The sequence below is a fragment of the Streptomyces sp. CA-179760 genome (genome assembly GCF_050937045.1).
In the GTDB taxonomy this organism is placed as follows: Bacteria; Actinomycetota; Actinomycetes; order Streptomycetales; family Streptomycetaceae; genus Streptomyces.
Window position 1 is genome coordinate 4,561,143 of the sequence record NZ_JBNJLZ010000001.1, and the last position, 26,993, is coordinate 4,588,135.

14 protein-coding genes, 1 tRNA gene, 1 rRNA gene, 2 pseudogenes and 1 riboswitch are annotated in these 26,993 nt (G+C 71.6%); of the genes and pseudogenes, 8 read left to right on the plus strand and 10 right to left on the minus strand.

Features of this window, described 5'->3' with window-relative positions; all coding sequences use genetic code 11:
* Positions 1 to 58: 58 nt before the first annotated feature.
* Positions 59 to 1,586: ribosomal RNA gene (locus ACQEV8_RS20505) — 16S ribosomal RNA — on the minus strand.
* A 669-nt stretch (positions 1,587 to 2,255) separates the two neighbouring features.
* The gene (locus ACQEV8_RS20510) at positions 2,256 to 2,804 is read right to left on the minus strand and encodes a MarR family winged helix-turn-helix transcriptional regulator (RefSeq protein ID WP_432962269.1); all 549 of its coding nucleotides are present in this window, start codon (positions 2,802 to 2,804) and stop codon (positions 2,256 to 2,258) included.
* A 122-nt stretch (positions 2,805 to 2,926) separates the two neighbouring features.
* On the opposite strand from ACQEV8_RS20510, the gene ACQEV8_RS20515 reads away from it, so the two are divergent.
* Positions 2,927 to 4,192 carry an MFS transporter gene (locus ACQEV8_RS20515; RefSeq protein WP_432972842.1) on the plus strand — a complete coding sequence of 422 codons (1,266 nt, stop codon included), beginning with the start codon at positions 2,927 to 2,929 and terminating at the stop codon, positions 4,190 to 4,192.
* Positions 4,193 to 4,202: 10 nt separating this feature from the next.
* Here ACQEV8_RS20515 and ACQEV8_RS20520 read toward each other — a convergent pair whose 3' ends face one another.
* Both ACQEV8_RS20520 and ACQEV8_RS20525 read right to left on the minus strand, forming a co-directional pair.
* A complete protein-coding gene (locus ACQEV8_RS20520; protein WP_432962271.1) occupies positions 4,203 to 5,864 on the minus strand; it encodes an ATP-binding SpoIIE family protein phosphatase in 1,662 nt (553 codons plus the stop codon).
* Between the two features lie 173 nt (positions 5,865 to 6,037).
* Positions 6,038 to 7,417 carry an NAD(P)/FAD-dependent oxidoreductase gene (locus tag ACQEV8_RS20525; protein ID WP_432962273.1) on the minus strand — a complete coding sequence of 460 codons (1,380 nt, stop codon included), beginning with the start codon at positions 7,415 to 7,417 and terminating at the stop codon, positions 6,038 to 6,040.
* A 373-nt stretch (positions 7,418 to 7,790) separates the two neighbouring features.
* Between ACQEV8_RS20525 and ACQEV8_RS20530 the strand changes: the two genes are divergently transcribed.
* A complete protein-coding gene (locus ACQEV8_RS20530) occupies positions 7,791 to 8,561 on the plus strand; it encodes a TetR/AcrR family transcriptional regulator (protein ID WP_432962275.1) in 771 nt (256 codons plus the stop codon).
* A 199-nt stretch (positions 8,562 to 8,760) separates the two neighbouring features.
* Positions 8,761 to 10,722 carry a sigma-70 family RNA polymerase sigma factor gene (locus ACQEV8_RS20535; RefSeq protein WP_432962277.1) on the plus strand — a complete coding sequence of 654 codons (1,962 nt, stop codon included), beginning with the start codon at positions 8,761 to 8,763 and terminating at the stop codon, positions 10,720 to 10,722.
* On the opposite strand, the pseudogene ACQEV8_RS20540 reads toward ACQEV8_RS20535, so the two are convergent.
* Together ACQEV8_RS20540 and ACQEV8_RS20545 are read right to left on the minus strand one after the other, a co-directional pair.
* A pseudogene (locus ACQEV8_RS20540) lies at positions 10,719 to 14,011 on the minus strand (BTAD domain-containing putative transcriptional regulator). The gene ACQEV8_RS20535 and the pseudogene ACQEV8_RS20540 overlap by 4 nt on opposite strands.
* 31 nt (positions 14,012 to 14,042) lie before the next feature.
* Entirely contained in the window at positions 14,043 to 16,421 is a 2,379-nt protein-coding gene (locus ACQEV8_RS20545) for an asparagine synthase-related protein (RefSeq protein ID WP_432962279.1), read from the minus strand.
* A 725-nt stretch (positions 16,422 to 17,146) separates the two neighbouring features.
* Between ACQEV8_RS20545 and ACQEV8_RS20550 the strand changes: the two genes are divergently transcribed.
* From ACQEV8_RS20550 to ACQEV8_RS20565, 4 genes are all read left to right on the plus strand, one after another.
* Entirely contained in the window at positions 17,147 to 18,571 is a 1,425-nt protein-coding gene (locus ACQEV8_RS20550) for an MFS transporter (protein ID WP_432962281.1), read from the plus strand.
* A gap of 71 nt (positions 18,572 to 18,642) precedes the next feature.
* Positions 18,643 to 19,848 carry an L-2-hydroxyglutarate oxidase gene (gene lhgO, locus ACQEV8_RS20555; protein ID WP_432962283.1) on the plus strand — a complete coding sequence of 402 codons (1,206 nt, stop codon included), beginning with the start codon at positions 18,643 to 18,645 and terminating at the stop codon, positions 19,846 to 19,848.
* Positions 19,849 to 19,943: 95 nt separating this feature from the next.
* On the plus strand, positions 19,944 to 20,804 hold the full coding sequence (gene trmB, locus ACQEV8_RS20560; protein ID WP_432962285.1) for a tRNA (guanosine(46)-N7)-methyltransferase TrmB: 861 nt from the start codon (positions 19,944 to 19,946) through the stop codon (positions 20,802 to 20,804).
* Between the two features lie 58 nt (positions 20,805 to 20,862).
* Positions 20,863 to 22,281 (plus strand): PrsW family intramembrane metalloprotease, encoded by a 1,419-nt coding sequence (locus ACQEV8_RS20565; protein WP_432962287.1) that lies wholly within the window; start codon positions 20,863 to 20,865, stop codon positions 22,279 to 22,281.
* Positions 22,282 to 22,428: 147 nt separating this feature from the next.
* Here the strand turns inward: ACQEV8_RS20565 and ACQEV8_RS20570 are convergent.
* From ACQEV8_RS20570 to ACQEV8_RS20585, 4 genes and pseudogenes are all read right to left on the minus strand, one after another.
* Positions 22,429 to 23,377, minus strand: a pseudogene (locus tag ACQEV8_RS20570) (aldo/keto reductase).
* 162 nt (positions 23,378 to 23,539) lie between these two features.
* A complete protein-coding gene (locus ACQEV8_RS20575; RefSeq protein ID WP_432962289.1) occupies positions 23,540 to 24,574 on the minus strand; it encodes a M23 family metallopeptidase in 1,035 nt (344 codons plus the stop codon).
* 11 nt (positions 24,575 to 24,585) lie between these two features.
* Positions 24,586 to 24,742, minus strand: a riboswitch (cyclic di-AMP (ydaO/yuaA leader).
* A 294-nt stretch (positions 24,743 to 25,036) separates the two neighbouring features.
* Positions 25,037 to 25,110, minus strand: a tRNA-Met gene (locus ACQEV8_RS20580).
* Between the two features lie 74 nt (positions 25,111 to 25,184).
* The gene (locus ACQEV8_RS20585) at positions 25,185 to 26,312 is read right to left on the minus strand and encodes a dihydrofolate reductase family protein (RefSeq protein WP_432962291.1); all 1,128 of its coding nucleotides are present in this window, start codon (positions 26,310 to 26,312) and stop codon (positions 25,185 to 25,187) included.
* 94 nt (positions 26,313 to 26,406) lie between these two features.
* Between ACQEV8_RS20585 and ACQEV8_RS20590 the strand changes: the two genes are divergently transcribed.
* Positions 26,407 to 26,922, plus strand: coding sequence for a MarR family winged helix-turn-helix transcriptional regulator (locus tag ACQEV8_RS20590; protein WP_432962293.1), 516 nt, complete (start codon positions 26,407 to 26,409; stop codon positions 26,920 to 26,922).
* The last annotated feature ends 71 nt before the right edge of the window (positions 26,923 to 26,993 follow it).

Genomic DNA, 26,993 nt, shown 5'->3' on the forward strand with positions numbered 1-26,993 from the left:
CATTCGCTGATGTACTGGCCTCTGGACAACCTTGCGGCTGCCTAGAAGTGCTCCTTAGAAAGGAGGTGATCCAGCCGCACCTTCCGGTACGGCTACCTTGTTACGACTTCGTCCCAATCGCCAGTCCCACCTTCGACAGCTCCCTCCCACAAGGGGTTGGGCCACCGGCTTCGGGTGTTACCGACTTTCGTGACGTGACGGGCGGTGTGTACAAGGCCCGGGAACGTATTCACCGCAGCAATGCTGATCTGCGATTACTAGCGACTCCGACTTCATGGGGTCGAGTTGCAGACCCCAATCCGAACTGAGACCGGCTTTTTGAGATTCGCTCCACCTCGCGGTATCGCAGCTCATTGTACCGGCCATTGTAGCACGTGTGCAGCCCAAGACATAAGGGGCATGATGACTTGACGTCGTCCCCACCTTCCTCCGAGTTGACCCCGGCGGTCTCCCGTGAGTCCCCAACACCCCCGAAGGGGCTTGCTGGCAACACGGGACAAGGGTTGCGCTCGTTGCGGGACTTAACCCAACATCTCACGACACGAGCTGACGACAGCCATGCACCACCTGTACACCGACCACAAGGGGGCGCCTGTCTCCAGACGTTTCCGGTGTATGTCAAGCCTTGGTAAGGTTCTTCGCGTTGCGTCGAATTAAGCCACATGCTCCGCCGCTTGTGCGGGCCCCCGTCAATTCCTTTGAGTTTTAGCCTTGCGGCCGTACTCCCCAGGCGGGGCACTTAATGCGTTAGCTGCGGCACGGACAACGTGGAATGTTGCCCACACCTAGTGCCCACCGTTTACGGCGTGGACTACCAGGGTATCTAATCCTGTTCGCTCCCCACGCTTTCGCTCCTCAGCGTCAGTATCGGCCCAGAGATCCGCCTTCGCCACCGGTGTTCCTCCTGATATCTGCGCATTTCACCGCTACACCAGGAATTCCGATCTCCCCTACCGAACTCTAGCCTGCCCGTATCGACTGCAGACCCGGGGTTAAGCCCCGGGCTTTCACAACCGACGTGACAAGCCGCCTACGAGCTCTTTACGCCCAATAATTCCGGACAACGCTCGCGCCCTACGTATTACCGCGGCTGCTGGCACGTAGTTAGCCGGCGCTTCTTCTGCAGGTACCGTCACTTTCGCTTCTTCCCTGCTGAAAGAGGTTTACAACCCGAAGGCCGTCATCCCTCACGCGGCGTCGCTGCATCAGGCTTTCGCCCATTGTGCAATATTCCCCACTGCTGCCTCCCGTAGGAGTCTGGGCCGTGTCTCAGTCCCAGTGTGGCCGGTCGCCCTCTCAGGCCGGCTACCCGTCGTCGCCTTGGTGAGCCATTACCTCACCAACAAGCTGATAGGCCGCGGGCTCATCCTTCACCGCCGGAGCTTTTAACTTCCACTCAGGAGAGTGGAAGTGTTATCCGGTATTAGACCCCGTTTCCAGGGCTTGTCCCAGAGTGAAGGGCAGATTGCCCACGTGTTACTCACCCGTTCGCCACTAATCCACCCCGAAGGGCTTCATCGTTCGACTTGCATGTGTTAAGCACGCCGCCAGCGTTCGTCCTGAGCCAGGATCAAACTCTCCGTGAATGTGTACCGGTAATCCGGTGCCACAGCACGAGAGCGGAACAGTCAGGCGGAATAGGCCCGACCGTTCACAGCGTCCTCGCTGTGTTTTTTCAAAGGAACCTCGTCCCAGCGAATGCTGGAGACGGGGTATCAACATATCTGGCGTTGACTTTTGGCACGCTGTTGAGTTCTCAAGGAACGGTTGCTTCCTTTGTACTCACCCTCTCGGGCTTTCCTCCGGGCGCTTCCCTTCGGTCTTGCGTTTCCGACTCTATCAGATCTTTCCGATCCGATTTCCTCGGTGCTTTCCAGGTTCCCGCTTCCGCGTTTCCCTTTCCGGCGGTTCCGACTCTATCAGATCCTTTCGGGCCTGATTCCCAGTCAGCGGGAGTTGTCTTTGCGGCTGTTGGGCCGTTCCGACGTGTCCAACCTTAGCGCGGTCTCTCGCCGTTTCCCAAATCGAGCCAGTGTCGAGTCGATCAGGCCGTCGAGTCCCAATTCGAATTGAATTCGGGCACGCCCAAATCAACCCCGCTGGGAGCGATCTTGCTGGTGGTTGGGTGCCGCTTGAGCGGCGAAAGTGCCGTCGCAGAACCGTTACGGCTCCGCGGCAACCCGAAGAACTTTACGGATCAGGCAGGGGGGTGTCAAGCGGCCCTTGTCAAGATCTTTTGTGTGGCCGTCAGGCCATCAGTCCAGATCCGAGAGGCGGCCGCCGGCGTCCGGCTGGGCGTCTTCCACCCTGCGCAACAGGCGGGTGAGGACGCCGCCGAGCGCGGTGCGCTCGACGGGGGTCAGATCCTGGAGCAGGTCCTCCTCGAAGACCGTCGCCAGGCGCATTGCCTCCAGCCACTTCTCACGCCCCTCGGATGTCAGCTCCACGATGACTCGTACGCGGTTGGTCTCGTCTCGCTCCCGGGTAACCAGCCCTTCGCCGACCATGCGGTCGATGCGATGGGTCATGGCGGCCGGGGTGAGGCCGAGGCGCTTGGCGAGGTCGCTGGGGCCCAGACGGTAGGGAGCGCCGGAGAGGACGAGGGCTTTGAGAACCTCCCACTCCGTGTTGCTGATGCCGAGGGTCGAGGTCTGACGGCCGTAGGCGACGTTCATGCGGCGGTTCAGGCGGGAGAGGGCCGAGACGATCTGCTCCACCTGGGGGTCGAGGTCCTGGAACTCGCGCTGGTACGCGGCGATCTGTTCTTCGAGGGTCGGCTCGCTGGGGCCGGGGGTGTCGCCCATGGCGGCAGTATGGCACGGCCGTTCTTTGCCTTGAAGTCCTTGGGTATGTACTCTTTAGCTTCGAACTTTAGCTTCGAAGTCTTCACTCCTAACTCTTGGAAGAGGTGAACGTGACCAGGGCGATGGGCGCAGCGATGCGCCGGATTCACGTGGGTAACGCACTCAGCGCGTTCGGGCTCGGCTTCACGGTCCCGTACCTGTACGTCTATGTGGCGCAGGTGCGGGGGCTGGGAGCCATGACGGCGGGGCTCGTGCTCGCCGTCTTCGCTGTGGCCGCGCTGGTCGTGCTGCCGTTCGCCGGGCGGGCCATCGTCCGGCGTGGCCCGCTGCCGGTGCTGCTCACCGCCCTGATCACCGCAGCCATAGGTGCCCTGAGCCTGGGGATGGCGAGCAGTGCGGCGGCCGTGCTGGTGTCGGCTGCCCTGTTGGGGGCCGGGCAGGCCGTGATGCAGCCGGCGCTGGCCACGATGATCGTGGACTGCTCGACGGCGGAGACCCGGTCGCGCGCGTTCGCCACGCAGTTCTTCCTGCAGAACCTCGGGCTCGGTGTCGGTGGCCTCATCGGTGGTCATCTGGTCGACACGACCAGTGCCGCCTCCTTCACCCTCCTCTTCGCGATCGAGGCGGCGATGTTCCTGCTGCTGGTCGTGGTGATGGTGACCGTGCGGATGCCGCATGCTCCGCGGATCGAAGACGCGCCCGTGGCTTCGGGGCGGGGCAGCTGGAAGCAGCTGCTGGGCAATCGGGCCATGGTGCAGCTGTGTGTGCTGGGCTTCGTGTTGTTCTTCGCCTGCTACGGGCAGTTCGAGTCGGGGCTGAGCGCGTACGGGGTCGAGGCGGCCGGGATATCGACGTCGGCGCTGGGGACCGCGCTCGCGGCGAACACGCTGGTGATCGTCATCGCGCAGTTCGCGGTACTGCGGTTCGTGGAGCGGCGGAGGCGGTCGCGGGTGATCGCGGCCGTGGGGCTGATCTGGGCCGTGGCATGGGCCGTCGCCGGGTACGCGGGGCTCGGGCACGGAAGCCAGGAGATGGCGACGGCCGCGTTCGTCTCGACGTACGCCTTGTTCGGGCTGGGCGAGGCAATGCTGTCTCCGACCGTGGCCCCGCTCGTCGCGGATCTCGCGCCGGAGGGGATGGCCGGGCAGTACAACTCGGCGTTCGCCCTGGTCAAGCAGCTCGCGCTGGCGGTCGGGCCGGCGGTGGGCGGGCCGCTGGGGGCCTCGCTGCACGCGCCGTACATCGTGGCGTTCCTGGTGTTCTCCCTCGGGATCACCGTCCTGGCCGTGCGGTTGGGGCGGCAGCTGACCGACGCGCAGGATCAGCCGTGGCTCGCGAAGAGCAGGGTCGTGGCGCGGGGTGGGGCGCCCGTTTCCGCTGACGTCTGATCCTGCCCGGCTACGACGGCCCGGTGCGCGGCAGGGCGAATTCGCACCACACCGCCTTGCCGCCGCCCGGGGTGCGTCTGCAGCCCCAGTTCGACGCGATCGTGGCGACGATGGCGATGCCGCGGCCCGACTCGTCGCCCGGTTCCGCGCGGCGGCGCCGGGGGAGGTGGTCGTCGCCGTCGGTGACCTCGATGATCAGGCGGCGGTCGGTGCGGCGCAGACGCAGGCGCATCGGCGGGGTGCCGTGCTGGAGGGAGTTGGCGACCAGTTCGCTGGTGGCCAGGACGCCCAGGTCGTGCAGGTCGGTGGGGAAGCGCCAGCTGGTCAGGACGCCGGAGGCGAAGGCACGCGCGCGTGGGGCCGCTTCCACGCCGCCCAGGAGTTCCAGGGCGGCGTTGCGGAAGAGCTCGCCCTCCGCACCTTTGCGGGCGGGGTGCTGGAGGACCAGGACGGCCACGTCGTCGTCATGGTCGGGGGTCACGCCCGCCGAGCGGACCAGGCGGTCGCAGACGACCTGGGGTGTGCCGGTGGCGCCTGCCAGGGCGCGTTCCAGGGCGGCGATGCCCTCGTCCAGGTCGGCGTCCCGGCGCTCGACCAGGCCGTCCGTGTAGAGGACGGCCGTGGAGCCGGGGCTGAGGGGGATCGAGCCGGAGGAGTGCATCCAGCCCCCGGTGCCGAGCGGGGGGCCGGTGGGTTCCTCGGCGCGCAGGACCGTGCCGTTCTCGTCGCGGACCAGGATGGGGAGGTGGCCGGCCGAGGCGTAGACCAGCTTGCCCTCGTTCGGGTCGTGGACCGCGTATGCGCAGGTGGCGATCTGGTTGGCGTCGATCTCGGCTGCCAGGCCGTCGAGGAGCTGCAGGACCTCGTGCGGGGGCAGATCGAGGCGGGCGTAGGCGCGGACCGCCGTGCGGAGCTGGCCCATCACCGCCGCCGCCCGGACGCCGCGGCCCATGACGTCGCCGATGACCAGGGCCGTGCGGCCGCCGCCCAGGGTGATGACGTCGTACCAGTCGCCGCCGACCGCGGCCTCCGTGCCGCCGGGGTGGTAGGTGGCGGCGATGCGCAGGTCGTCGGGTTCTTCGAGTTCCTGGGGGAGCAGGGATCTCTGCAGGGTCACCGCTGTTTCGCGCTGGCGGCGTTCGCTGGCGCGCAGGCGTTCGGCGGCTTCGGCGTGGTCGGTGACGTCAGTGGCGAAGACGAGGACGCCGCGGCCTTCGCTGCCGCCGTCGCCCTGGGCGACCGGGGTGCAGGTGAAGGTGTAGGAGCGGCCGTCGGGGGCCTTGCGGGACTTCACCGTGCGGGGCTTGCCGCTGCGCTGGACCTGGTCCAGGAGGGGGAACAGGCCGAGGGCGTCCAGCTCCGGGAGGACCTCGCTGGCGGGTTCGCCCAGGGGGCGTGCGCCGAAGGCGGTCGTGTAGGCGTCGTTGACGTAGGCGATGCGGTGGTCGGGACCGTGGACCAGGGCGACGAGGGACGGGACGCGGTCGAGGACCTCGCGCACCCGCAGTTCGTCGACGGCGGGTACGGACGGTGTCTCGTCAGTCAGTTGTTCGGCGCGGGCGGCGGGTACGGAGCCGTCCCCCCGCCGGTCCGGGGAGGCCGTCTGCTCGGTCCGCGCTGCGGCGCGGCGCTGCGTTCCGGGGAGCCGGGCGCTCCAGCGCGTGAAGTTCACGAATCCTTGCCTCGTGTAGTCGTCGGCGGCCGGCACCGGAACCGGCCGGGGCCCCGGGGGCCCGCACCGGGGCGAGCGGTGGCACGCCCGCGGTGGTGGACCAGTCTGGCAGTGTGCGGACCGGACCGGCATCCGTCAGACGCCGGGCCGGCCGGTGGAGTTCCTGGGTCCGGTCAGGACGACCCCTTCGGGTTGTGCGGGGGGTCTTGAGAAGGCTTTCCACCGGCCGCGAGTTCGAACTCCGCCCGGGGGTGTTCGAGTGAACCCAGGGAGACGATCTCCCGTTTGAACAGGCCGGCCAGGGACCATTCGGCGAGCACGCGCGCCTTGCGGTTGAAGGTGGGCACGCGGCTGAGGTGGTAGGCGCGGTGCATGAACCAGGCGGGGTAGCCCTTGAGCTTGCGTCCGTAGACGTGGGCGACGCCCTTGTGCAGGCCCAGGGAGGCGACCGAGCCGACGTACTTGTGGGTGTAGGTGGTGAGGGGTTCGCCGCGCAGGGCGTGCACTATGTTGTCGCCGAGGACCCGGGCCTGGCGGACGGCGTGCTGGGCGTTGGGGGCGCATTCGGCGCCCGCCTTCTCCGCGGTGACGTCGGGGACGGCCGCGGCGTCTCCCGCCGCCCACGCGTGCGTGGTGCCCTCGATCGTCAGCTCCGGGGTGCACCTGAGCCGGCCGCGGTCGTTGCGGGGCAGGTCGGAGGCGGCGAGGACCGGGTGGGGTTTCACGCCGGCCGTCCAGACGACCGTACGGGTGGGGAAGCGGGCGCCGTCGCTGAGGGCCGCCACCCGGTCCGCGCAGGAGTCCAGGCGGGTCCGCAGGCGTACGTCGATGTTGCGGCGGCGCAGTTCGGTGACGGTGTAGCGGCCCATCTCCTCGCCGACCTCGGGCAGGATGCGGTCCGAGGCCTCGACGAGGATCCACTTCATGTCCTCGGGCCGGATGTTGTGGTAGTAGCGCGCGGCGTAGCGGGCCATGTCCTCGAGTTCGCCGAGCGCCTCCACACCGGCGAAGCCGCCGCCGACGAAGACGAAGGTGAGGGCCGCGTCGCGGATCGCGGGGTCGCGGGTGGAGGAGGCGATGTCCATCTGCTCGATGACGTGGTTGCGCAGGCCGATGGCCTCCTCGACGGTCTTGAAGCCGATGCCGTGGTCGGCGAGGCCGGGGACCGGCAGGGTGCGCGAGACGGAGCCGGGGGCGAGGACGAGTTCGTCGTAGGGGAGCCGCTCTCCGCCCGTGCCCTCCTCCGCGGTGGCGAGGGTGCTGATGGTGGCGGTGCGTTTCGCGTGGTCGACGGCGGTCGCCTCGCCGATGACGACGCGGCACCGGTCGAGGACGCGGCGCAGCGGTACCACGACGTGGCGGGGCGAGATGGCGCCGGCGGCGGCCTCGGGGAGGAAGGGCTGGTACGTCATGTACGGGTCGGGGGTGACGACCGTGATCTCCACCTCGCCCCGGTCCAGTTCCCGTTTCAGTCTGCGCTGCAGGCGCAGGGCCGTGTACATCCCGACGTAGCCACCACCGACAACGAGAATGCGCGCACGTTCCTTCACCATCCCATGACGCACCCGCCGCTTGCGTTTGTCCACAGCCTCGACCAATTGTGTGACCGGAGCGGAAGAGCGCACGGAGTTGGCCGGATTATCGAGCTGTGATGGAAACGCGCAGGTCAGCTGGGGTGGTGCGGGGGGCGCGCAGGGGCACATTCAGGACGTATGCGGCCCGTACTCCGATCGGTGGGCGCTCCGTGCGGAACGTGCCCCTTCTGAATTGACTCCCTCTCAACTATGTTCGTGTGTCGACGGGGTGTAGGGGGATGTGCTCACCGGGTCCGCGACGGGCGGACCCGCGGACCCGGGCCTGTTCCCTCGTCCCGGATCGAATGGCGGGGAGTCTCCGGGGGGAGACGTCATCACCGGGGGAATACGTATGCATGTTCAGGATTCTCATTGGTCGTCCGCATCCGCTCTTGCGGCGGGTGGCGCGACGCTGAGCGCGGCGGTGGGCGGCGGACGCGGGGACGGCCCGCGCACGACACCGCTGCGCGTGGACGCACAGCGCAATCTGGAGCACGTGCTGCGTGCGGCGCGCGAGGTCTTCGGCGAGCTGGGGTACGGCGCGCCGATGGAGGACGTGGCGCGCCGCGCGCGGGTCGGTGTGGGCACGGTGTACCGGCGCTTCCCGAGCAAGGACGTCCTGGTGCGGCGGATAGCCGAGGAGGAGACCTCCCGGCTGACCGACCAGGCGCGTGCGGCGCTCGGGCAGGAGGACGAGCCGTGGTCGGCTCTTTCGCGCTTCCTGCGTACGTCGGTGGCCTCCGGCGCCGGGCGGCTGCTGCCGCCGCAGGTGCTGCGGGTCTCGGTCGAGGAGGACCGTGCCGTTCAGGCGCGGGTGCCGCAGCAGCGGACGCAGCCGGGCACGACGGAGCTGCGGCTGGTTCCGGAGGAGCCGGTGGCGGTCGCCGCGGTACCGGCGGTCGCCGGGGAGGACGACGCCGGGGCGTCGGCGCTGCTCGAGGTCGTGGGCCAGCTCGTGGAGCGGGCTCGGGCGGCGGGTGAGCTGCGGCCGGACGTGTCGGTGTCGGACGTGCTGCTGGTGATCGCGACCGCCGCACCCTCGCTGCCGGACGCGGCGCAGCAGGCGGCCGCCTCGGCCCGGCTGCTGGACATCCTGCTGGAGGGGCTGCGCTCGCGGCCGTGATCGGCCATGAAGTGGATGGGCCCGGAGGGACCCGGAGTAACAGGGGAGCCTTCCCCGAATGGGTGATGGCTAGTACCGATGTGCGATAAATCCCCACGGATGAGTGATCGTCCGAGCTCCGGGGTCCCGCCCCGGAGCCCTTGTGGCACTCTGACCCGGTGGTCTGGACGGGTTGGGCGGCTGGCGGGGGCTTTCCGCGATGAGCGTTGACGGGCGGGACGAGCAGGTACCGAGCCAGGGCGGCCGCGCGAGCGTCCCGCCGGGCGGGCACCCCGCCGACGGCTCGGTCCCGGCACAGCGCGACCGGCACGAGGACAGCGTCCTGCCACCGCCCCGCGAGGTCCCGCCGGCCGACGCCGAACTCATCGACAGGATGCGTTCGGGCGACGACACGGCGTACGAGGAGCTGTACCGGCGCCATGCGCAGGCCGTGCGCCGGTACGCCCGGACCTGCTGCCGTGACGCGCACACCGCGGACGACCTGACCGCCGAGGTCTTCGCCCGCATGCTCCAGGCGGTGCGCGGCGGCTCCGGCCCTCAGCACGCCGTGCGCGCGTACCTGCTCACCTCCATGCGGCGTGTCGCCGCCTCCTGGACCAGGTCGGCACGGCGGGAACAGCTCGTCGACGACTTCGCGGTCTTCGCCGCCCAGTCCGCGCACGGGCCCGACGTGTCCGACGGCGACACGATCGAACTGGGCGCGGACGTCCGGGCGATGCACCAGGCCGAGCGGTCCATGGCCATGCAGGCCTTCCGGTCGCTGCCCGAGCGGTGGCAGGCCGTGCTGTGGCACACCGAGGTCGAGGACGAGTCGCCCAGCGAGGTCGCCACGCTCTTCGGCCTGGACGCCAACGGCACACGGGTGCTCGCCAGCCGGGCCCGTGAGGGCCTCAAGCAGGCCTACCTCCAGGCCCACGTCAGCGCCACGCTCACCGGCGACGAGGAGTGCGCGCGCTACGCCGACCAGCTCGGTACCTACGCCCGCGGGCGGCTGCGTACCCGTGCCGAGCGAGGGCTTCGCGAGCACCTGGACGAGTGCGCGAAGTGCCGGCTGGCCGCGATCCAGATCGCGGAAGTGGCCGGTGGCATCCCCGCGGTCGTACCGGTCGCCGTCCTCGGCTGGTTCGGTGCCGCCGGGTACGCCAAGGTGGCCGGGCTCCTCGCCGGAAGCGCGGGGGCGGCCGGTGCCGCGGGGGCGGCCGCGACGGCGGGCGGAGGATCGTCCGGCGCGGCAGCGGGCGCCGGGGCAGGAGCGGGAACAGGTGCCGGTTCGTCCGGTGGGGCCGGAAGCGGTGGTGCGGCGGCTTCCGAGGGGGTCGGCGCGCCGGTGAAGGCCGGTATCGCGGCCGGTGTGGTCGCCGTGGGAGTCGTGGCCGCCGTGGTGATGGCCCTGGCCGGCAACGAGAAGCCGAAGGAGGAGGCGAGGACACCTCCCCCTTCCCCGGCTTCCCCGACGTCGCCGGTCGTGCGGCCCGGTGAGCCCACGCCCACGCCCTCACCCTCGGAGAGGGAGCCCGGGCCGCGGCCCCCGGGGATCGTGCCCGCGCGCGCCGAGACGCCCGCGCCGACGCCGGCCGCGCCGGGGACCGGCCCGCTTCCCACCCGGTCCTCGGCCACAACGCCGGCACCGGCGCCCAAGCCCACCCCGCCGCCGCCCGCGTCCCCGAAGCCGACACCGCCCCCGGCACCCACACCCACAGCGCCCCCGACCGAGGCGCCGCCCGCCCCGGTCGTCTACCAGTGGAGCGAACTCTCGTACGACATCAGCGGCGACGGCACCGAGCCCGAGATGCGGATCGGGGCGAGCAGCTGGGTCTGGAAGCGGTACGGCATGTCGGTCGGCGACCAGCGGTACGCGCACGGCGTCACCGTGCACGGCCGCTCCTCCGTCAACATCGACCTCAACCGCTCCTGCTCCTCTTACGACGCGCTCGTCGGGGTGGACGACCTGACGCTGAGGCTCGGCAAGGTGCGCTTCTCCGTCTACGCCGACGGGGTCCGGCTGTGGCGGTCCGGGCTGATCGAGGCCGGGGACCCGGCCGTCCCCGTCCATGTGAACCTGACCGGCCGCAGCACCGTACGGCTGGTCGTGGAACCGCGCGGCGCCCTCGACAACGTGGCCCTGGCCGACTGGGCTGAGTCGAAGTTCACCTGCGCCTAGCGTGGTTCGGCGGTGTACGAACCGCTCGCCTCTGCCAGCTCGCGCAGGACGTCGTCAGCGGTGAGACCCGCGCCCAAGGCGCGCTCCGAGTCGCACCGGGCACTGCCCAGGGCGGCCCGAGCGGCGGATGCGGTCCGTTCCACGTGGGCGTGTTCCGGCATCGGGCGGGGGCGGCCGGCCCGCCAGTGGTCGCCGGCGCCGAGCAGCCGTGCCGCCCGCGGGAAGTCGCCGAGGTCGGCAAGCACTCCAGCCGCGCTGTCCACGACCGTCGCCCGGATCACGTCGGAGCACCGCCGGTCCACCGCATCGCGCAGGGCTCCGGCCAGTTTGGCCAGGGCGGGCTCCGGAGCGGTCTCGCTCGCCGTGATCACGGCGTCGATCAGATCCAGCATCACCATGAACTGGGGCGGCGGTGTGCCACGCGCGGCCTCCCCGCGCGCCGCCTCGCAGCACTCGCGCGCCCGCGCTGTGTGCCCCTCCTCGTGAGCCAGCTGGGCCCGCAGCAGCAGGACGAACGCCTTGGAGTCGGGCACGACGTATCGGTCGGCGGCGGCGCTCGCCTCGTCCAGGGCCGCCAGCGCGGCCGGGCGGTCCCCCGCGCGGTAGGCGATCTCGGCGAGCCGGGCGATGAGGAACGGTGACTCGGCGTACGCGCCCACCTCGTAGGCGAGCCGCAGAGCCTCCCCGTACTCCCCCTTGGCCTCCTCGAAACGGCCGCGTGCCATGGCGGCCTCGCCGGCCGCGCTGCACACCTGAGCCCGCAGCCAGCGGTCTCCGGCACGGCGGCTGAGGGTGCGCAGTTCCGCGAGGTCGTCGTCGACGCCGTCCAGGTCGCCGGGGGCGTCGACCACCATGTGCGTACGGAACATCAGAGCGACGGCGGTCTCCCAGTCGCCGCCATGGGCACGGCAGTTGGCGACGGCGGAGTCCATGGCGGCGCGGACGTCCCCCAGCTCCCCCATGAAGGAGGCGATCATCGGCCAGACGAGCCCCGGGACCCGGGCCGCCTGCGGTCCGCCGGACTCGAAGTAGGCCCACACCCGCGTCACATACTGGCGCCGCCCGCCCGCGAACGCGTCCATGGGCGTGTCCTCGGCCATGAAGAACAGATGCAGCATGCGCAGTTGCATCCGCAGGGCGTGCAGCGGATGTTCCGCTTCCCCCTCCGGGGCGGTGAGGAAGTGGTCGACGGGGTCGGGCACGCCCGGCGCGCCGCCGGACGGCACACGCCCCGTGGCATCCATCGCCGCCCCCAGTCGCAGGATGCGGTCGAGCCACGCCAGGCCCTCGTGCCGGTAGGTGCGCAGCCACCAGAACCAGCCCATGGCCAGGGCGAGGGCCCCGGCCTCGGCCTCGTCCCCGGCGGTGAGGGTCCGGTCGAGGGCCGCGCGGATGTTGTCCAGCTCGGTCTCCAGGAGGGAGATCCAGGGAAGTTGCCCGGTGGAGCGCAGCAGCGGGTCGGCCCGCTCGACGAGCGCGCGCACCCACTCGTGGTGCCTGAGCTCGGCCGCTGTCCGCAGCCGAGGAACCTCGGCGGCTCGCTCGACCGCGTACTCGTGGATGGTCTCCAGCAGGCGGTACCGCATGCCGGCTGAGCCATCGCCGTCCCCGGGGCGGCCACGACGAGGGACTTGTCGACGAGCGCCCCGATCAGCTCGGCGGCGGGCCCGGTGCACACCGCCTCGGCCGCGGCGAGGTCCCAGCCGCCCGCGAACACGGACACCTCGCACAGCATCGTCCGCTCGGCCTCGTCGAGCAGGTCCCACGACCAGTCGACGACGGCACGCAGGGTCTGCTGGCGGGGCAGCACCGTACGGCTCCCGGAGGTGAGGAGGCGGAAGCGGTCGTCGAGCCGGTCGGCGATCTGCCGGGGTGTGAGCAGCCGGAGCCGGGCCGCCGCCAGCTCGATGGCGAGCGGCAGACCGTCCAGCCGCCGGCAGATCTCCGCCACCGCCCGCTCGTCACGGAGCGCGGCGTCCGAGTCGGGACGGACGGCGGCGGCGCGCTCCGCGAACAGCCGGCGGGCCTGGTCCGGGCGCAGCGGCTCGACCGGACGGACCAACTCGCCCGGCACGCCCAGGGGTTCCCGGCTGGTGGTGAGGATCGTGAGTCCGGGGCAGCGGGTCAGCAGGGTTTCGGCGAGGTGGGCGGCGGCGCCGATGACATGCTCGCAGTTGTCGAGGATCAGGACCTGGCTGCGCGGGGCGCAGTACTCCACGAGCAGGGCGACCGGGTCGACCGGCCCAGCCGTCAGCTCGCTGGTCAGCAGCACGGTCTCGCGCAGTCCGAGCGCACTGACCACCGCTCCGGGCACCGCCTCCGGCCGGTCGAGCGGGGCGAGCTCGGCCAGCCAGGCCTGCGGCAGCCCGGCGGCGGCCTCCTCGGCGAGACGGGTCTTGCCGGAGCCGCCCGGCCCGGTGAGGGTGACGAGCCGGGCCCTGTGCACATCCGAACGGATGGCGCTGATCTCGGGTTCCCGGCCGACGAAAGAGGTCAGACGGGGGCGGATGTTGCCGGTGCGCTCGGGCCGGGCGGGGGGCGTTGACGAGGGCTTGCTGTCCTGCGCGGGCCGTGCGCCGAGCAGTTCGGCGTGCAGGGCGCGCAACTGCGGGCCCGGGTCGGTGCCCAGGCCTTCGGCGAGGGCTCGGCGGGCCGACTCGTACGCGGCGAGGGCGTCGGCTTGCCGGCCGGTGTCGCGCAGGGCACGTATGAGGAGCGCGTGCAGGTGCTCGTCGTACGGGTGTACGGCGGTCAGTTCCCGCAGTTCCGGTACGACGTCCGGCGCGCGGCCGAGCCGTAGGCGGGCCTCGGCCCGGGCCCGGGCCGCCTCCAGGCGCGTGGCCTCCGGGCGGGTGGCGGCGGAGCGGTCGGTCAGGTCGGCGAGGGCGGGGCCGCGCCAGAGGGCGAGCGCATCGTCGAGGTGCCGTTCCGCGAGGGCGGGGGCGTCGGCGGCGAGGGCGTCGGTGCCCTGCTGGACGAGCCGTTCGAAGACGAAGAGGTCGATGTCGTCGTGCGTGGCCGTGAGTCGGTAGCCGCCGGACGGGGAGGTCGTCACGGCGTCCTTGCCGAGGGCGCGGCGGAGGCGGGCGATGAGGGCCTGGAGGGCGGCGGGGGCGTCCTGGGGTGGGTCGTCCGCCCATACCTCGTCGATCAGCGTGTGGGGTGGTGTGGGGTGGGAGGGGCGCAGGGCCAGGGCCGTGAGCAGGGCGCGGATGCGGGGGCCGCCGAGGGGGATGGCTGTCCCGTGGGGGTCCTCTGCCGTGGTGGTGCCCAGGATTCTGTACCGCACGGGGTCATTGTCGCTGGGGTGGGGGTGGGGGCTACGGGGTTTTCGAGGCCGGGGTGTTGCTGCGGGGTGGGTTTTCGGGTGCTCGGCGTCGGTGCTGGAGTCGGGTGGGTCCGCAGCCCGGCGGTGCGGGGTGCCTCCCCCACTCTCGGCTTCTCCCCCACTCTCGGCTTCGCTCGAGCCGGGGGGGGACCCCCATGAGCGGGGGACCCCATGAGCGGGGGGACCCCCACCGCCCACCCGTGCCGCCCCTAGCGGCACGCATGCCCGCAGCGGAGCGGCACGCATGCCCGCAGCTATGCGCTAGCCCCGCCCTCCGGCCCCCGCCCCAGCGCCCCCGCTGCGGTGCGATCCCCGCCGGTACTGCCCGCTGGCGAGCGGGCGTGCCCGTCCAGCACGTGCCTCGGCGGGCCAGGAGACGGCGGAGCCAGAGTTCCAGGGAGACCAGGTCGGCGAGGCCGTCCAGGGGGAGGGGTTCGCCGGCCGCCGCAGAGCGCAGGGCCTTGCGGACCACGCGGGCCTCGACCAGGCCCGCTTCCGCGAGGAGGGGCGTGTCGAACAGCGTCACCAGGGTGTCCGCCGCCACTCTCAGGCCCGTTCGGGCCGCGGCCGCCTCGGTCGCCTGGGTCGGTACGCCCCACCCGGGCGGCAGCTCCCGTACGCCGGCGCCCTCCAGCACCGTACGCAGGATCGCCGCCCGCGCCCCGGGGCGAACCCGCAGCGCCTCGGGCAGTGCGCGGGCCGCGCGCACGACCTGGTTGTCGAGGAAGGGCGCGTGCAGCCGCTGGAAGCGGATCTCCGCGGCCTGCTCCAGTACCCGCAGGTCCGCCGCGTGCCGTGCCAGCGCCGCACGCGCCCGGAAGTCACCCGGCCGCTGTCCCGGTCCCACCAGTTCCGACCGGTGTGTGGACGCCTGAAGGCGAACCGATACTTCAGCGAGTGCCTCACCGGTCAGCCAGCGCGCGGCCGGACCGGGTCTGCCCCAGGTCAGCGCGGCGAGCGAGGCCTCCACCGCGCCACCGGGCGCGTCGAGGCCGTCGTCCGGCCGGTGGTCGAGCAGACGCTCGGCCAGGGACTCGATACCCGAGCGGTACGGCGTACGGGACAGCCGTCGCGCCGCCGCGTACACGCGCGCGGGGACCAGCACCGAACCGTCGGCCTTGGCCAGCGCGGCGACCGGCCGCACGAGATGACGCCGCCGGCGGTCCATCAGCAGGTCGGCCAGCCGGGCCGGATGGGCGTCGAGGACCTGACGTGCTCCGTAGCCCGTGAAGTGGTCCGCGCTGCCGGACGCCAGCCGCGCGCGGTGCCGGGCCGCCGACACCAGGCACGACCCGGGTTCGTCGGTCAGCGGGCCGTCCAGGTCGGCGTACGGGAGGGTCTCCTCGCCACCCGCCACGACCACGTGGTGCAGCCGCGGGTTCGCCGCCAGCGCGCCCGCCCGCTCCAGCTCGGCCTCCTGCCCCGCGACGGCGAGGTCGTTGAACGTGACCGCCAGCAGCCGCTCCCCCGCACCCGTGCCGTGGCCCAGCACCGTGCCCGGCATGCCGGGCAGCCCCGAGGCCAGCAGCGCCAGCGTCCCGGAGGCGGGCCCGCCGGACAGGTCCGCTCCGATGCCCGGGACGGGCATCCCGCGCGCGGCACGCCGCTCGGCGGGTCCCATGCCGGGCACGGGGCCGGGGTCTATGTCCGCCCCGGGGACGTGGCGCGGCGCGGACAGCCGGGTCCGTACGGCCTCGACGAGCGCGTCGCGCACGGCGTCGACCGCGCTCTCGGGGTCGGCCGGAGGTGCCGCCACCGCCAGCGAGGCGACGGGCTCGTACCCGGCGATCTCCCGCGCACCGGCGCGCAGGATCAGCGCATGCCCGGGCGGAATGCGCTTCACGCCGTCGTACGGCGTGGAGTCGTGCAGCGCGGCGGGTACGTCGGGGGCGGCCAGCAGCGCGGCGAGGTGCCCGAAGTCGAGGTTGGCCTCGATGAGGTCGGCCAGCGGCAGGGCGGCCGTCGCGTACGCCGTACCGCCGGCCCAGGGCGTGTGGAACACCGGCCGCGCGCCCGCGAGATCGCCGCAGACGGTGAGCCTTCTGCCGACCTGCACGATCGCGGTGTAGCTCCCCGGCCAGGCGGTCAGATGCCGAAGTGCCCCGCCGCGCGCGGCGAACAGCGCGACGCGCAGCTGCTCGTCGGTGGCACCGCAGATGCCGAGGACGGCGATACGGGTCCGGTCGTCGGCCTTCACGACCCGCACCTCGTCGGGGCGCCAGTCGCCGACCGCCCACAGCGGATCGGGGTCGCCCCACAGGAGTTGGGATCCCACCGGGTGCACGGTCTCGCCGTCCTGCCCCGTGGCCCCCGCCGAACCGGCGGCAAGTGCTCCCGCGGCGGTGCTGCTCCATCCCACCAACCACCGCATCGCCGCCTCCACAGGCTGTGGACAACCAGTGCACCGTACGAACCGGTTCACCATGCTGCCATGAAGGAAGCACTCCAGAGGGCCCCGACGCCGCTTGCACTCCGTTGAATGCGCCCCGGCGGCGACACCCGCACCGCCCCGAGCGCCCTGAACGCAGAAAAGACTGGCAGTGCGCAAGGCACACCGACGACACATCTCACACACGATTGCGGCGCGAATGCGCCCCCGATATGCGCCCCAAATACGCCCGATGCGCCCTCAACTGCCATGGTCGGAGCCCTGATACCCCACGACCGGAGGGGTCGACTTTCGGCCAAATCGCCGTTACGCGCGCAGCGTCGAACACGCTCCGTACAGGCTCGGCGTACTACCGCCCGCTCGCGCAGTCCGGGAGACGGAGCACGCCTCCCGGACCGTTCCGCCGCCCGCGGGGATGTAGGCGGCGGTGTCCCCCAGCCCACTGGATCCAGTACAGCGGGCCGACCCACGCGATGACCATGGAACCGCTCCCGCGATGGCTGGAGAAGAGCGCACGGGCGGGCGCACGGCCACACAGCGGGAGCACGCCACAACAGCCCGTATCTGAACCGCACTTCAGTACGGACCACAATCCCGCCAACCGGAACAATGCCCCTTAACGCTTGGGATGCGGCGAACTACGCTGGGTTTACGAATGCCGGGTGGTTATGCCAGTCCCGGCAGCCGTCTGTGTCGAGGGGTGGCTCATGTCCAGGGAGCAACGCGGGCCGAACGAAAAACTCGGCGCCGTTCTCGCCCTCGCGGGAATCAGCAACGCCGGCCTCGCCCGGCGCGTCAACGACCTCGGCGCCCAGCGTGGTCTGACGCTTCGCTACGACAAGACGTCGGTGGCGCGCTGGGTGTCGAAGGGCATGGTGCCGCAGGGTGCGGCGCCGCACCTCATCGCCGCCGCCATCGGCCAGAAGCTCGGCCGCCCGGTGCCGCTCCACGAGATCGGTCTGGCGGACGCGGACCCCGCGCCCGAAGTCGGCCTCGCCTTCCCGCGGGACGTCGGCCAGGCGGTTCGGTCCGCGACGGAGCTGTACCGCCTCGACCTCGCGGGCCGCCGGGCCGGAACCGGCGGCATCTGGCAGTCGCTGGCCGGATCGTTCGCGGTGAGCGCGTACGCGACACCCGCCTCACGATGGCTGATAACCCCGGCCGACAGTTCGGTCGCGCGTGACGTGGGCCCCGGCGAGGGCTCCGGCGCACCGCTCAAAGTCGGCCACAGCGATGTGCAGAAGCTGCGGGAGGCCGCCGAGGACGCCCGGCGCTGGGACTCCAAGTACGGTGGCGGCGACTGGCGTTCGTCGATGGTCCCCGAGTGCTTAAGGGTGGAGGCCGCCCCCCTGCTGCTCGGTTCCTACTCCGACGAGGTCGGCCGGGCCCTCTTCGGCGCCTCCGCGGAACTCACCCGGCTCGCGGGCTGGATGGCCTTCGACACGGGCCAGCAGGAAGCGGCCCAGCGCTACTACATCCAGGCCCTGCGCCTGGCCCGGGCGGCGGCGGACGTCCCCCTCGGGGGGTACGTCCTGGCCTCCATGTCCCTCCAGGCCACCTACCGCGGCTTCGGTGACGAAGGCGTGGACCTCGCCCAGGCCGCCCTGGAGCGCAACCGCGGCCTGGCGACCGCCCGCACCATGAGCTTCTTCCGCCTCGTCGAGGCGCGCGCGCACGCCCGCGCGAGTGACGCCCCGGCGGCCGGCGGCGCCCTGAAGGCGGCCGAGAGCTGGCTGGAGCGCGCCCGCCCCGGCGACAACGACCCGAGCTGGCTCGGCTTCTACTCCTACGACCGGTTCGCCGCCGACGCGGCCGAGTGCTACCGCGACCTCAAGGCGCCCCGCCAGGTCCGCCGCTTCACCGAGCAGGCGCTCTCGAAGCCGACGGAGGAGTTCGTCCGCTCGCACGGTCTGCGCCTCGTCGTCTCGGCGGTGGCCGAACTGGAGTCGGGGAACCTGGACGCGGCGTGCGAGCAGGGGGTGCGGGCGGTGGAGGTCGCCGGGCGCATCTCGTCCGCCCGGACCACGGAGTACGTGAAGGATCTTCTGCACCGGCTGGAGCCGTACGGGGACGAGCCGCAGGTGGTCGAGCTCCGTGAGCGGGCCCGGCCGTTGCTGGTGGCTCCCGCGTGAGAGCCGGACCTGCCGCCGTCCTGCGCGTTTGAAGGCGATGTCAGTGGCGCAGTGCACTATCGAGGTGGGAGGTGGTGCTCGTGCGGTTCGCCTACGACTGTGACGTGCTGGTGATCGGCGGCGGGATCGTCGGTCTGTCGACGGCGTACGCGATCACCCGCGCCGCACCAGGCACACGTGTCACGGTGCTGGAGAAGGAACCGGGCCCCGCCCGGCATCAGACCGGCCGCAACAGCGGCGTCATCCACAGCGGCGTCTACTACCGCCCCGGCTCCCTCAAGGCGCGCTACGCGGTGCGGGGCGCCGCGGAGATGGTCAAGTTCTGCGCCGAGTACGGCATCGCGCACTCCGTCACCGGCAAGCTGATCGTCGCGACCGACCGCTCCGAGCTGCCCCGCCTGCACGCGCTCGTGCAGCGCGGCCGGGAGAACGGGATCCCGGTGCGGGAGCTGTGCGCGTCCCAGATCACGGAGTACGAGCCGGAGGTCCGGGGCCTCGCCGCCATACACGTCGGCACGACCGGCATCTGCGACTTCGTCGCGGTCGCCCGTCAGCTGGCCCACGGCTCGGGCGCGGAGATCCGCTACGGCACCCGGGTCGTCCGTATCGACCGCCGCCCCGAGCTGGGCGTCGCCGCGCTCACCTCGGCCGGGGACGTGGTGCGCGGCCGGGTCCTGGTGAACTGCGCGGGCCTGTACAGCGACGAGATCGCCCGGCTGACCGGGGACGACCCGGACGTCCAGATCGTGCCGTTCCGGGGCGAGTACTACGAGCTCGCCCGGCCGGAGCTCGTACGGGGCCTGGTCTACCCCGTCCCCGACCCGGCGTTCCCGTTCCTCGGGGTGCATCTCACCCGCGGCATCGACGGCGGTGTCCACGTCGGGCCCAACGCGGTGCCGGCCCTGGCCCGCGAAGGGTACGGCTGGGGCACGGTCCGCTGGCGCGAGCTGGGATCGACCCTGGCCTGGCCTGGATCCTGGCGGATCGCCCGCCGGCACTGGCGGTACGGGGCGGGTGAGCTGCGCCGGTCGCTGTCCAAGGCGGCGTTCACGGACGCGGTGGGGAGGCTGCTGCCCGGGGTGTCCGAGGAGGACCTGGTGCCGACGGCCGCGGGGGTGCGGGCCCAGGCCGTCCTGCGGGACGGCACGCTGGTGGACGACTTCCTGATCCGCGAGGGCGCACGCACGGTGCATGTGCTGAACGCCCCGTCTCCCGCGGCCACGGCGTCCCTGCCGATCGGGCGGGAGGTGGCCCGGAGGGCGCTGAGCGGGCTGTGACGCCGCTCCGGGTGGGCCCCGCGCCCCGGCGACGGGGTGCCACGGCCTTGCCCCACCGCACCCTCTTCATCTGCCGCCGTAAAATCGGCCTCACTGTGTCTGACTTGAATACCCCCGAAAGCACCCAGCCGCCCAGCATCCCCGACGGCGAGCACCCCGACCACGCGCCCGGTGTGTCCATCCGGCATACGCGGGCCAAGGGTGAGCCGCGCTTTCCCGACGGGCCGAAGGCCGATCCCGCCGGGTCGCACTTCGAGCGGCGGATCCGGAGTTTTCAGCCGCGGCGGAGCCGGGTGACGGCAGGGCAGGCGGACGCGCTGCAGCGGTTGTGGCCCAAGTGGGGACTGGACATCGACGGGCACCGGGGGCTCGACCTCGCCGACCTGTTCGGCAACGACAACCCCGTCGTCCTGGAGATCGGCTTCGGCATGGGCGAGGCGACCGCCCGGATGGCCGCCGCCGACCCCCGCACCAACATCCTCGCCGTCGACGTCCACACCCCCGGCCAGGGCAATCTGCTCAATCTCGCCGACCGGGACGGCATGTCCAACATCCGGGTGGCGAACGGCGACGCGATCATCCTGCTCCGCGAGATGCTCGCCCCGGACTCCCTCGACGGCCTGCGCGTCTACTTCCCCGACCCCTGGCCCAAGAAGCGGCACCACAAGCGCAGGCTCATCCAGCCCGACTTCCTGACCCTGGCCGCGACCCGCATCAGGCCCGGCGGGACCGTGCACTGCGCCACCGACTGGGAACCGTACGCCGAGCAGATGCTCGAGGTCCTCACCGCACACCCCGACTTCGAGAACACGCAGGCGGACGGCGGTTTCGCGCCCCGTCCCGACTTCCGTCCCCTGACCCGTTTCGAGGGCCAGGGACTGGACAAGGGACATGTCGTGAACGACCTCCTCTTCCGTCGCGTACAGCACGTGGAGCAAGCCCCCGCCGGCTCCTGACCGCCTCCGGATCTCTCCCGCCTGCGGACAGCGCCCATCCGTCGTTAGGGTCAATGCCGTGGCCACCTGCCCCCCATATCCGTCGTACCCCATCGGTCCCCCCGACGGTGTGCCCTTCGCCGGCGCAGCCGCCGGCCCCCTGCGGCACGCCCACTGGTGGCAGCGCGCCTGGGTGCGCTACGGCGCGCTGTCCACGCTCCTCGTGATCTCCGGCCTGGTCATCCTCGCCCTGGTCCGCGAGGAGACCGGCACGGAGGGGTTCCTGGTCGGGCTCGGGCTGGCCGTTCTCCCGGTCCCTCTCCTCATAGCCGCGTTCCGCTGGCTGGACCGGGTCGAACCGGGCCCCTGGCGGAACCTGCTCTTCGCCTTCGCCTGGGGCGCCTGCGCGGCCGCCCTGATAGCGATCGTCGCCAACAGCTTCGCGACCCAGTGGATCGCGACGGCGACCGCGGACCCGACGAGCGCGGACACACTCGGCACGACCGTCATCGCACCAGTGGTCGAGGAGTCGGCCAAGGCCGCGGCCGTTTTACTGGTCTTCCTCTTCCGGCGGCGTGACTTCACCGGCATCGTCGACGGAGTCGTCATAGCCGGCGTCACGGCCACCGGCTTCGCGTTCACGGAGAACATCCTCTATCTGGGCATCGCCTTCGGCACCGACCAGCTCGCCGGGCACAGCGGCATCGCCTCCGTCACGGCGGCGACCTTCTTCGTGCGGATCGTCATGTCGCCGTTCGCGCACCCGCTCTTCACGGTCCTCACGGGCATCGGCTTCGGCATCGCCGCGCTCTCGGCGGACCGCAGGCGTATCCGCCGCGTCGCCTTCCCGCTCTCCGGGCTGCTGCTCGCGATGGGCATGCACGCGATGTGGAACGGCTCGTCGGCGTTCGGCGAGTACGGGTTCCTCGCCGTGTACGCGGCGTTCATGGTGCCCGTCTTCGGGCTGCTGACGTGGCTGGTGATCTGGACCCGGCAGCGGGAGCTGAGGACCGTACGGGCGGAGCTGCCCGCGTACGCCGTCGCCGGCTGGCTGACCCCGGCCGAGCCGTACGCGCTCGGCTCGATGCGGGCCCGGCGGATCGCCCGCCAGTACGCCCGCCGCCACGCGGGGAAGACCGCGGCGCTGACGGTGGCGCAGTACGAGTCCTACGCGACGTCTCTGGCGTTCCTGCGCCACCGGGGCCGCCGCGGCCGCGCCGGTGCGGACTTCGTCGTCCGGGAGCGGGAGCTCCTGGAGGAACTGTGGCGTCGCCGCGAGGCCGCCCGCCCCGCACTGGACCACGCGGCCCGGATCACGGCCCCGCCCGTACCGGTGTCGGCACCGCCGTGGCCGGTGCACGGGGCGTACGGGTACGGCCATCCGACGGAGGCGTACGGGTCCGGCCATCCGACGGGGGCGTACGGGTACGGCCATCCGGCCACGCCGCACCCCGCCCCGACGACGCCGTACCCCGCGTACAACCCGTACCGCTCGTAGGCCGAGGCGCCGACGGCAACCGCCGGCCAACCAGGTCGGCCGTCTGCCGGCCCGGGGCCGGGCGCCCCGGCCGTGGCGCTGTGCCCCGGGCTGTTCAGACGGCGAGCATGCTCACCTGGCAGGACGAGACCCCGCCGCAGCGACCGCTCAGGCCGAAGCCGCTGTGAGACGGTCGACCTCCGGCTCCGTCAGTGTGAGCTCCCCGACCCCGACCAGTGCCGGCAGCTGCTCCACCGTGCGTGCGGACGCGATCGGGGCCGCCACCGTCGGCTGGGCCGCGAGCCAGGCCAGGGCGACCGTGGCGACGGGGACGTCGTGGACCGCGGCGATCTCGTCGAGGACGTGGAGGACCCTCAGGCCCCGCTCGGTCTCCAGGTGCTTGGCGGCGCCGCCGGCCCGCGCGCTGTCGACGGTGGTACCGGGCCGGTACTTGCCGGTGAGGAAGCCGGACGCGAGCGCGTAGTAGGGGACGGCCGCCAGGCCGGAGCGCTCGGCGAGGTCCTGGAGCTCGCCCTCGTAGGTGTCGCGGGAGACCAGGTTGTAGTGGGGCTGGAGCGCCACATAGCGGGCGAGGCCCTCGCGGTCGGAGAACTCCAGGGAGGCCCGCAGCCGCTCCGCCGAGATGTTGGAGGCGGCGATGTGCCGTACCTTCCCGGCCTTCACCAGCTCGTCGAGCGCCCCGATGATCTCCTCCACCGGCACGTCGGGCTGGTCGAAGTGGGTGTAGTAGAGGTCGATGTAGTCGGTGCGCAGGCGGCGCAGCGAGGCGTCGGCGGCGGCCTTGATGTTGGCGGCGGACAGGCCCTGGAACTCGGGGTGCTGACTGACCTTCGTGGCGACGACCACATCGGCGCGGTTGCCGCGCGCCTGCAGCCACTTGCCGAGGACGGTCTCGGACTCGCCGCCCTGGTTGCCGTCGACCCACGCCGAGTAGACGTCGGCGGTGTCGACGAAGTTGCCGCCGACGGCGGTGTAGGCGTCGAGGACGGACGGCGAAGGACTGTGCCTCGTCGGCGGTCCAGCCGAAGACGTTGCCGCCGAGGGCGAGCGGGAAGATCTCGAGGTCGGAGGAGCCGAGCTTGCGAAGAGAAGTCATGCCTCTCGTCAACGGCCGTGCCGGATCGGCTCATTCCAGGTCAGACGCAAAGGTCCTGTAAACGCCCTCGCGCACAGGGGAAGCACACCCGCCGGAAACCGGCGGCCCTGACGTCGGGGGGGCGTCGTCAGGGCCGTCGGTGCTTCGACTGGCTTGTGGCGCCTACGGGTTCAGGCCCTTGCCCCGCAGCCACGCCATCGGGTCGATCCCGCTGCTGGAGCCACCGGAGTGCACCTCGAGGTGCAGATGGGCGCCGGTGACGTTGCCGGTGGCACCGACGCGGCCGATGACATCGCCCGTGCTGACCTTCTGGCCGACACTGACGCCGATGGAGGACTGGTGCGCGTACCAGAGCTCCGTGCCGTCATCGAGGGTGAGGACCGTCTTGTAGCCGTACGAGCCGTTCCAGCCCGCCTCGGTGATGGTGCCGCTGTGCACCGCCTTGATCGGCGTGCCCGTGGGGGCGGCGAAGTCGAGACCCGTGTGGTAGCCGGAGGACCAGTAGGCGCCGGCCTGACCGAAGCTGGAGGTGATGGTGTACGAGGAGGTCGGCAGCGTGAACTGCTTGGCGAGGGCGGCGAGCCGCTCGGCCTCGGCCTTCTTCTTGGCCTCCTCCTCCGCCTTCCGCTTGGCCTCGGCGGCCTTGGCCTTGGCTTCTTCTTCGGCCTTGGCCACGGCTTCCGAGGCCGCCTTCTCGGCGGCGTCGGCGGCGTCCTGCGCGGCCTTGGTGTCGATCTGGTCCTGCTGGTGCTCGACCTGGGCCATGATCCGGGCGCGCAGCGCCTCGCCGGCGCCGGAGGAGCCCTTCTCGGCCTTCGCCGTGGCCGTGCTGCCGAGACCGCTCAGCGGAGTCGAGGAACCCTCGGGAGTGTCGTCGTCCGAGATGAGGGAACCCACCGAGGGAAGGTCCGGCACGGAGATGGACACCGGCGGCTTGCCGGTCTGGGCGCTGGCCATGCCACCCGCGCCCACGGCGGCTATGACGCCGACGCCCAGGACGGTGGAGCTGCGGGCGAGACCCCCGCCGCGCTGCTTGCTGACGCGATGCCGGCCACGGACGGGACGGATGGATTCCTCGGTGGGGTTCCACTCCTGGAACGGGCCCTCGTCGGTGCGCTGACCGCCGTAGCCGAAAGTCTCGGTGTCGCGCTGGTCTCGCGCGAACGGGGCCGCGGGGGCAGGCCGGTTGGACGCCACGTGGGCGTACTCCTTTCCTTCCTTCTCGCCTACCGGGTTAGCTGACGGGTTCGGAGCAGGAAGGTCTCCTACGCGCGTATACCGACCGTGCTTCCACGGCGGTTTACGCCCGATTCACCCCAAGTGGTGGTTCCCCGGTTCCCTTTCGGGATTCGGCGCGTGCGCACGGAGCCGCCTTCTGTGACGGCTGGGACGACCGCGCTGCGTTATCGAACGTTAATAGACCCGGGGAGCGGATTCCAGCGGTTCCACTTGATCATTAACCTTTTTCGTGCGGACTTACCTGCCACGACAGGCTTAAATCGGGCGAGTTGACCGCTCCGTAAGTGACTGCCGGGTATTGACGGCGTGTCAGCTGCTGAGCGGAACGGTGCGCTTCACTCACGGTCGGTAACCGGGGGGTGGAAAACCGGAAAACACCGAGGGCCGGAACCCTTTCGGATTCCGGCCCTCGGCCTTCAGTAGCGGGGACAGGATTTGAACCTGCGACCTCTGGGTTATGAGCCCAGCGAGCTACCGAGCTGCTCCACCCCGCGTCGTTGTGATTCCAGTGTACGCCATCCGCGGGACCACTCGTGACCACCTCATGCTCAGCGGCGGAATCCGCCCGCTAGAGCAGGTGACGGTTCGGGGCCTTCGCCTGCTGCTCGCGTTCCGGAAGGACCACGACCTCCGCGCCGCCGGCCGCCAGGACCCCACTGCCGTCGGCGCCCCGGACGAAGGTGTCCGGCTCGCGCCAGGCCGTGACCACGCGGCGTACGCCCGCGTCGAGGAGCAGCCGGGCGCAGGGCGCGGGGCGGGAGGCGCGGCGGGCGCAGGGCTCCAGGCTGCTGTAGACGGTGGCGGTGGCGAGGCGAGGGTCGGAGGGGCCGAGCTTCGCCAGGGCCGCCTCCTCGGCGTGCGCGAGAGGGTCGCCGCCCTCGCGGGAGTGACCGCGGGCCAGTTCCGTGCCGTCGGCCGCGACCACCACCGCGCCCACGCTGAACGCCGTGTCCGACGGCGGGCAGAGATCCGCCAGTTCGCAGGCGAGGGCCAGCCAGTGGTGGTCGGCCGCGGTGGCGAGGGGGCCGGTGCCCGGGGCGGTGGGTTCGTAGCGCATGAGGACGACGTCCTCGATCCGCCGCGTCTCCAGCAGCCGGAGCCGGCCGCCCTGGTAGCCGCCGGGCCCGAAGAGGCGGGGCGCCTTCGGATCGCCCACGAAGAGCGGGGCGAGGACCAGCTGGAGTTCGTCGGCGAGACCCTGGGTGAGGAGCTGGGTGTGGATCAGGCCGCCGCCCTCGACCATGAGCCGTCGCACGCCCCGGACGTCGTGCAGGTGGGTGAGGAGCCGACGCCAGTCGAGGTCGGTGCCGAGGGCGGCCACGTCGGTGGCGAGGCCGAGGGCCCGGGCACGCTCGGCGCCCTGGTCGGTCGTGTAGAGGACCTTCTCGCCGCCGGTGTGCCAGAACCGCGCCTGGGGGTCGAGGTCGCCGGAGCCGCTGACGGTGACCTTGAGGGGGTATTCCGGTCGGCCGGCCGCCGTGCGGGCGGCCCGCCGCTCCTCCGAGTTGACCAGCAGACGCGGGTTGTCGGCGCGGATGGTGCCGGCGCCGACCAGGATCGCGTCGACGGACGCCCGGACCTCGTCGACCCGGTCGAAGTCGGCCGGGCCGGACAGCAGCAGGCGTTCGGGCCCGGTGTCGTCCAGGTAGCCGTCGAGGGAGACGGCGGCGGACAGCAGGACGTACGGGTGAGGCATCGACGCTCCCCGGTCGGGTGGGACGGCGGACCGGTGGGACGGGTGGATCCCGCCGGGTCTTGGTTCAAGTTTGAAACAAACCTACACTGGCGGTATGACGACTCGCTGGCTCACCCCCGAGGAGCAACGCGCCTGGCGCGCGTACATCGCCTCCTCACTGCTCCTGGAGGACGCGATCGACCGGCAGCTCCAGCAGGACGCCGGCATGCCGCACCTTTACTACTCCATCCTCTCCGTCCTGTCGGAATCCCCCGAACAGCGCCTGCGCATGACCGATCTCGCCCAGCGGCTGAAGATCACGCGCAGCCGCCTGACGTACGCGGTGACGCGGCTGGAGAAGGACGGCATGCTGCGGCGCGAGGCCTGCCGGTACGACAAGCGGGGCAGCATCGCCGCGCTGACCGAGGCGGGGTTCGCGGTGCTGGAGCGCGCGGCGCCCGGGCATGTCGAGACCGTGCGGAGTTTCGTGTTCGACCGGCTCAGCGAGGAGCAGGTGGCGCAGCTGGAGGAGATCTCCGCGGCGATCGCGCAGGGGCTCCAGGAGGACGGCACCCGGGCGACGGCGGACGACGTGCCATGGCGGCGGAGGTCCTCCACGGCCTGTTCGTGAGGCGGCCGAGGCGGCCCGCAGGGACCCCAAAGGGCTCTTCAGTGAGGCACGTCACACGCGACCGGACCTCG